Genomic DNA, 3,896 nt, shown 5'->3' on the forward strand with positions numbered 1-3,896 from the left:
TGGGCTGCGGTTGGGGCGAGCTGCTCCTGCGCGAGGCGGGGTTCAGCGCCGACTTCTGCCTGCTCCTGCCGCCGGGCTGGCGGGACGACCCGGCCGCGCGGGCCGCCGGCGAGGCCAGGATCGAGGTCGCGAAGAAGGCCGGGATGCGTCCGTTCGTCGAGCGGCTGATGTACCGGTGGACACCCCGGGACGGCCTGCCCGCACGCCCCGGCCGGCTCGTCTACCGCGAGGAACCCGACGACGAGGTGATCCTCGACGTCCTGCGCCGCGTCGTGCACGGGTCGCTCGACGCGCACGAGGTGCGCACGCGCGAGAAGGACGGCGTGGACGCGGCCGCCCGGGATGAGTTGGACTTCCTCAAGTGGATGCCGTCACCCCGTGACTGGTGGCGTCTCGCGTTCACCCGGGACGGTGATCTCGTGGGCCTGACCGTGCCCGGCCGCAACCACGCGTCACCGGTGATCGGGATCGTCGGAGTCGTGCCGGAGCAGCGGGGCCACGGGTACGCCTACGATCTGCTCGTCGAGTCCACGCACCTGCTGGTCGAGCAGGACGTCGAGGAGATCGTGGCGGAGACCGACACCACGAACACCCCGATGGTCGCCACCTTCGCCCGCGCCGGCTATCCGGTCACTCAGGAAAGGGTCTACCTCAAGTAGATGGATACGCTCGCCGCCGCGCGGTACGCGGCCCTGCGCTGGAACACCCCGCTGTCCGAGAGCCACGCCGACGAACTGCTCGACCACCTCGACCTGGGAGGGGCGACGCACGTCGTCGACCTGGGCTGCGGTTGGGGCGAGCTGCTCCTGCGCGCGGCGGAACGGACCCGGGCCGGCGCCGTCGGCGTCGACACCGACCCGGCGGGCCTGGACCGCGGGCGGCGAGCGGCCATGGATCGCGGCCTGGACGTCACGTTCGTCGAGCAGCGGGCGCAGGACTGGCGCGGCACCGCCGACCGCGCCCTGTGCGTCGGTTCCGCGCACACGCTGGGCGGCACGCGACCGATGCTGGAGCGGCTCGCCGAGGTCGTACCGCGCGGCCGCGTGCTGGTGGGCGACGGCTGCTGGGAGTCGCCGCCCACCGCGCCGGCGCACGCCATCTTCAGCGACGACGTCCTGCCGCTCGCCGACCTGGTCGCGGCCTGCGGCCGGCTGGGCTGGCACGTGTTGCACCTGAGCACGGCTGACCAACACGAGTGGGACGACTTCGAGTCACGCCACCGCGCCGGGCCGCGCCGATGGCTGCTGGCCAACCCGGCGGACCCGCGGGCGCCGGAGGTGCGGCGGCAACAGGACGAGCGGGAACGCGAGTACCTGACCGCCTACCGCGGGGTGCTGGGCTTCGCGTACCTGGTCCTGGCCAGGTAGCACGTCAGTCCGCGGCGAGCTCGGACCAGCGTTCCCGCGCGGGCGTGCGCCACCGGACGTGGAGCTCGTTGAACAGGGCCGTCGCCGTGGTGCCGCTCCACCTCGGGGGCAGCAGCTCCGCCGGCAGCTGCGGGTCCAGGAAGGGGAACCGCCGCCATTCGTGCACCAGCATGGTCTGCGCGCGCAGCACCTCGTCCGGTGTGGACGGTGCCAGCGTGGTGAACTCGTCCACGAACGCCTGGTACCGGGTCGCGACCTCGGCCAGGTCCCACGCCCGCTCGACCATCGACAGCTCGGACCCCAGTGCGCCGTACTGGGCCAGGTACGACATCGCCTGCGACGACAGGTCCAGCTCGTCCAGGATGAGCTTCGCGTCGGCCTCGGCGGCCAGGTGCGGGGTGATCCACACGCCCGCGGTGGGGGAGCCGAACCCCGCCCAGCTGAGCCTGGTCCGCAGCTTGTGCCGCAGGTCCCGCTGCGTCTCCGGCACCGACACCAGCACGACCAGCCACCGGCCGTCCCATTCCCGGGACCCGCTGCCGAACCCGTAGATCCTGCCCGCGCCCTCGGCCAGCAGTCGGCGGGCCGGCTCGGTCAGCGTCCACCGCACTCGCCTGCCGACGCGGTCGGAACGCAGCCAGCCCTCGGCCGCCGTGCGGGCAAGCGCTTGCCGGGCCGCCTTCTCCTCAATGCCGAACAACGCCAGCGCCGCCACCAACGTCGACGTCCACACCGAGCGGTCCAGTGGCAGCACGAACTCGCCGAGCACCGTCGTGAGCAGAGAACGCGCGCTGCCACCGCTCACCTCGCGGCGGCGGCTCACCACCGGTCCGGACATAAGCCCCCAGTCCTAGAAGAGGGTCGGAGGCAGATAACCCTCCAACGTCAGCAGACGGCGTTTCGACTCGACGCCGGTGCCGCCGCTGAACCCGCCGAGGCCGTCGCCGGCGACCACCCGGTGGCAGGGCACCACGATCGGGATCGGGTTGCTGCCCATGATCGAACCGATGCCGCGCGGCGGAATACCGCTGCCGCTGCGGGCCGCCAGCTCCCCGTACGTCACGACCCTGCCGTAGGGCACCGTCTTGTAGAGGGTGCCGAGCACGCGGCGCTGGGCGGTGGACATCAGCCGCCAGTCCACCGTCACCTCGAACTGCCGGCGAGCGCCGGCGAAGTACTGCCTCAGCTGAGCCAGCACGCCGCCCATCGCCGGGGACTCGGCCTCGGGCAGGCCGAGCCGCGCGGCGATCGCGGCCCTGATGTGTGGCGAGTCGGTGAAGGCGGTGGCCACCAGTCCATCGTCGGTGACCGCCGCCAGGACGTCGCCAAGTTCGGTCGGCACACTGCCGAACGCCACGGTGCCCATCAGGTCATTATGCGCGGGTACTCAAGCGGACTGCTCCGACGTGTCACCGAGCCGGGGGAACGGCGAGGTGGAGAAGACCACCTCGACCGCCACCCCGAAGTACTCCGCGATCCGCAGGGCGAGGTACAGCGACGGGCTGTACTCGCCCCGCTCCAGGTAGCCGATCGTCTGGTAGTGGACGCCCAGCGCCTCCGCCAGCTGCCGGCGCGAGACCCCGCGTTCGACGCGCAGCATCGCGATCCGGTTGTAGATCGTCTCGCCGGCCGTGTTCTTCCCTGTCATGTCACCCGCTGCATTGCCCGTTCGCGCCGTTCCGCCACCGTCGAGCCGGACTCGCGGCGTGCCATCCTGCGCATCACCATAGGGGCCACCAGCAGACCCACCACGGCCCAGGCCAGGAGGACGCCCAGCGTCTCCAGGTGTCGCCACGAGTCGCCGATCTCCGCCATCCGCAGCGCGTCCGGCAGCATCGCCGACCGCATGCCCAGCCCGAGCCAGTAGATCGGGAACACCTGGGCGATGCCCTGCACCCAGTCGGGCATCGCGCTGATCGGGTAGAAGATGCCGGAGATCGCGGTGAGCCCCATCATCGGCAGCATCACGATCCCGGCGTTGCGCGGGTTCGAGAAGAGCGAGCCGATCACCGCGCCGATGGGCAGGGTCGCGACCAGGCCGATCACGAGCACCCAGATCAGCGTGAACCAGTTGATCGAGATGCCGTCCAGCATGAACAGGCTCGGGACCAGGATGATCAGCTGGGAGATCACCACCATGCCGGAGAGCAGTGTGATCTTGCCGATCAGGTAACCGAGCATGCCGTTCGGGATCGCTTTCGCCCGCAGCAGCGTGCCGTCTTCCCGCTCGACGGCCAGCGACATCGCCAGCGTCACCATCCCGGTGAACGCCACTCCCATGCCGACCACGCTGGGTAACGTGCGCGAGCCGAGCGAGAACGACGTGCCGGGCACCGCGGCGCCCTTCATGAAGAACATGACGACCAGCAGGACCGCGTTGGGGAAGAAGTAGTTCCACAGGTCCTGGGACGTCCTGAACGTCTGCCGCAGCTCCGCAATCACGCCGGCCGACATGGGGGCAATGGTTCCCAGCGGCCGGCTGTTGATGATTGCCTCCGCGGTGGTTTCCAGCACTTCCAGCCGGTCGAA

General features: G+C 70.8%; 6 protein-coding genes. 2 read left to right on the forward strand and 4 right to left on the reverse strand.

The window, feature by feature from the left end:
• Both ACJ73U_RS46270 and ACJ73U_RS46275 read left to right on the forward strand, forming a co-directional pair.
• Nucleotides 1-659 (forward strand): GNAT family N-acetyltransferase (locus ACJ73U_RS46270; protein ID WP_407784172.1); only part of this gene is annotated, 659 nt, incomplete at its 5' end.
• Nucleotides 660-1,367, forward strand: a complete 708-nt coding sequence (locus ACJ73U_RS46275) for an SAM-dependent methyltransferase (protein WP_407784173.1) — start codon at nt 660-662, stop codon at nt 1,365-1,367.
• 4 nt (nt 1,368-1,371) lie between these two features.
• On the opposite strand, the gene ACJ73U_RS46280 is transcribed toward ACJ73U_RS46275, so the two are convergent.
• From ACJ73U_RS46280 to ACJ73U_RS46295, 4 genes are read right to left on the reverse strand one after another with little or no spacing between them, the layout of a single operon-like run.
• Nucleotides 1,372-2,205 carry a PaaX family transcriptional regulator C-terminal domain-containing protein gene (locus ACJ73U_RS46280; protein WP_407784174.1) on the reverse strand — a complete coding sequence of 278 codons (834 nt, stop codon included), beginning with the start codon at nt 2,203-2,205 and terminating at the stop codon, nt 1,372-1,374.
• A 12-nt stretch (nt 2,206-2,217) separates the two neighbouring features.
• Nucleotides 2,218-2,733 carry a methylated-DNA--[protein]-cysteine S-methyltransferase gene (locus ACJ73U_RS46285; RefSeq protein WP_407784175.1) on the reverse strand — a complete coding sequence of 172 codons (516 nt, stop codon included), beginning with the start codon at nt 2,731-2,733 and terminating at the stop codon, nt 2,218-2,220.
• A gap of 21 nt (nt 2,734-2,754) precedes the next feature.
• On the reverse strand, nt 2,755-3,015 hold the full coding sequence (locus ACJ73U_RS46290) for a helix-turn-helix transcriptional regulator (protein ID WP_407784176.1): 261 nt from the start codon (nt 3,013-3,015) through the stop codon (nt 2,755-2,757).
• A complete protein-coding gene (locus ACJ73U_RS46295) occupies nt 3,012-3,821 on the reverse strand; it encodes an ABC transporter permease (RefSeq protein ID WP_407784177.1) in 810 nt (269 codons plus the stop codon). The genes ACJ73U_RS46290 and ACJ73U_RS46295 overlap by 4 nt, the downstream gene beginning before the upstream one ends.
• Between the last annotated feature and the right edge of the window lie 75 nt (nt 3,822-3,896).

The organism is Actinophytocola sp. (assembly GCF_045807065.1).
GTDB lineage: Bacteria > Actinomycetota > Actinomycetes > Mycobacteriales > Pseudonocardiaceae > Actinophytocola.

Coding starts and splice junctions, on each gene's coding strand:
- ACJ73U_RS46280 (WP_407784174.1), bottom strand. CDS start 2,205: ATGTCCGGACCGGTGGTGAGCCGCCGCCGCGAGGTGAGCGGTGGCAGC.
- ACJ73U_RS46295 (WP_407784177.1), bottom strand. CDS start 3,821: ATGTCGGCCGGCGTGATTGCGGAGCTGCGGCAGACGTTCAGGACGTCC.
- ACJ73U_RS46285 (WP_407784175.1), bottom strand. CDS start 2,733: ATGGGCACCGTGGCGTTCGGCAGTGTGCCGACCGAACTTGGCGACGTC.
- ACJ73U_RS46275 (WP_407784173.1), top strand. CDS start 660: ATGGATACGCTCGCCGCCGCGCGGTACGCGGCCCTGCGCTGGAACACC.
- ACJ73U_RS46290 (WP_407784176.1), bottom strand. CDS start 3,015: ATGACAGGGAAGAACACGGCCGGCGAGACGATCTACAACCGGATCGCG.